Consider the following 2445-nt stretch of genomic DNA (forward strand, 5'->3'; position numbering starts at 1 on the left):
GCCCGGGGGGGGGGGCCGGGGGCTGCGGCGGGCCCGCCCGGGGCCGGGGTGGGGGCCGGCGCTCGCCGCGCCGCGCCGGGCGGCGAGCGGGGTGCGCGTGCTGCTGCTGCCCGGCAATGGCGGCGACAGCGAGCCGCTCGCCCGGCTTCGGGAGGGCTGCCCGGAGCTCGACTTCGCCACGCTGCGCTACCCGTCCTGGCGCGCGCTCGCGCGCGGCGGCGCCGAGGTCGGCGTGGATGCGCGGCTGCTGCTCGATCAGGCGCTCGACGCCGTCGCGGAGGGCCAGCCGCCGATCCTGCTCGGCCATTCCTACGGCGCCGCCGTCGGCTATGAGCTGGCGCGGCTGATGGCCGCACGTGGCCGGCCGGTGCGCGGCCTGCTCGTGCTGGATTGCGGGCCGCTCGGCCGCGCCGGCGCCGAGGCGCCGCAGGCGGAGCGCGCGGCGCCGCGCGAGAGCCTCCGCGAAGGCCTTGTCAGGCGGCTGCGCTGGCAGTTCCGGCGTGCGGGCCAGACGCCGGCGCGTGCGCGTCGGGCCGCCCGGCTGCGGCCGGCCGCGCCGCCGTCCGGCGTCACCGCGCTCCGGCTCTGGCGGGAGCTGGAGCTGAGCCTGCGCGAGAACGCCATCAGGCGCTGGTTCGCGCTCCCCCCGGAGCCGACGGCGATTCCCGCCGTGCTGTTCCTGCCCGAGGAGAAGCGGCCGGGCATGCCGCGCGATCTCGGCTGGGCGGCCCGCTGCGACCTCCAGGAGATCGTGCCGGTCGGCGGCGATCACCTCGGCATGATCCGGCCGCCGCATCGTGCCGCGCTCTGCGCCGCGATCAGCCGCCGCGGGCGGGCGCGCGCCGGCGCGTAGCGGCGCCTACCGGTTCGCCAGCTCGGCCAGCACCGCCGCCAGCCCGCGCGCCCCGGCCGCGAGCTGCGCCGGGGAGCTGTATTCGCTCGGATGGTGGGAGACGCCGCCGCGGCAGGGCACGAAGATCATCCCCGCCGGGCAGACCTGGGCCAGGAACTGCGCATCGTGGAAGGCGCCGGAGGCCATCCGCCGCACGCCAAGCCCGAGGCCCCGCGCCGCCTGCTCCACCAGGCCCGGCACCAGCGGATCGAAGCGGGACGGGAGGGCGTGGAAGCGCTCCGTCACCGTCGCGGTGCAGCGTGTCATCGCCGCCTGCACGGTGCGTTCGATCGCATCGCCCTTGGCCAGCAGCACGTCCTTGTCCGGGTGGCGCAGGTCGATCGTGAAGCGCGCCCGCTCGGCCACCGAATTCGAGCTGTTCGGCGAGACCTCGATGCGGCCCACGGTGAAGCGCAGCACGTCCTCCGGGTCGCGGGTGAGGTCGTTCAGCGCGGCGATCGCGCGCAGCATGTCCTGCACCGCGTCCTTGCGGAGCGCGAGCGGCGTGGTGCCGGCATGGTCGGACTTGCCCACCACCTCCACCAGGAACCAGCGGCTGCCCTGGATGCCCTCGACGGCGCCGATGTCGAGGCCGGCCGATTCCAGCAGCGGGCCCTGCTCGATATGCGCCTCGACATAGGCGAAGGGGGCGGGGCCCTCCACCACGCCGAGGCCGCGGCGCGGGATGTCCGATTCCAGCGAAAGCTGCTTCGCGAGCTCGGCGCCGAAGGCGAGCCCCTCGCCATCGGTCACCGCATCCCAGGTGTCGGCGGGCCTGAAGCCGGCATAGGCCATCGAGCCCATGCAGCCCGGCGCGAAGCGGCCGCCTTCCTCGTTCGTCCAGGCGACCACCTCGATCGGGCGGCGCGTCGCGATGCCGGCGGCGCGCAGCGCCTGCACCGCCTCCAGCGCCGCGATCACGCCCCAGATGCCGTCGAAGCGCCCGCCATTGGGCTGGCTGTCCATGTGGCTGCCGGCCAGCACCGGGGCGAGGCCGGGCTCCGTCCCCTCATGGCGCAGGAACAGGTTGGCGAGGCGGTCCACCGAGACCGTCAGGCCCGCCGCCTCCGCCCAGCCGATCAGCAGCCGCCGCGACTGGCGGTCGAGCTCGGTCAGGCAGGCGCGATTCACGCCGTCGCCCGGGATGGCGCCGAGTTCGGCCATCCGCATCAGCCGGTCCCATTGCCGCGCCTGATCCACCGCCGCCGCGGCGCGCGCCGGCACTTCGCCCGTCATGGTTCTCTCCCCCCCGGCGGCCACCAGCCCGCCCCGGGCCGCCGGATCAAGCGGGGGCGGTCAGCGCGCCACCACGCTGATGCCGAGCCGCTCGATCGCCTGCGCCGGATCGCCGCCCAGGGCGGAGATCTCGCCGAAGGCGATGGGCTTGGGCGGCCGCACGGTGATCTCCAGCGTGCCGGGCTGGCGGATGAAGCTGGCGACCGCCTGGCGGATCGGCGCCAGCGCATCCGGCGCCGCGGGCCGGCCGCCCCGGGGCGGGGGCCCGGCCGGCCCCCCCCCCGGGGGGGGGGGGGGCGCCGCGCGCGCCGGCCCCC

General features: G+C 77.1%; 3 protein-coding genes. 1 reads left to right on the forward strand and 2 read right to left on the reverse strand.

Annotated features, from left to right (window positions below):
* Positions 1–853, forward strand: an 853-nt coding sequence (locus AC1MIR_RS01785; RefSeq protein WP_480026473.1) for an alpha/beta fold hydrolase, incomplete at its 5' end; no start/stop codon positions are given.
* A gap of 6 nt (positions 854–859) precedes the next feature.
* Here AC1MIR_RS01785 and AC1MIR_RS01790 read toward each other — a convergent pair.
* Both AC1MIR_RS01790 and AC1MIR_RS01795 read right to left on the reverse strand, forming a co-directional pair.
* Complete coding sequence (locus AC1MIR_RS01790; RefSeq protein WP_480026474.1) at positions 860–2128, reverse strand: M20 family metallo-hydrolase; 1269 nt, start codon at positions 2126–2128, stop codon at positions 860–862.
* 60 nt (positions 2129–2188) lie between these two features.
* A partial coding sequence (locus tag AC1MIR_RS01795) for a hypothetical protein (RefSeq protein WP_480026475.1) occupies positions 2189–2445 on the reverse strand: 257 nt, incomplete at its 5' end.

Source organism: Falsiroseomonas sp. RANM36 (genome assembly GCF_056682175.1).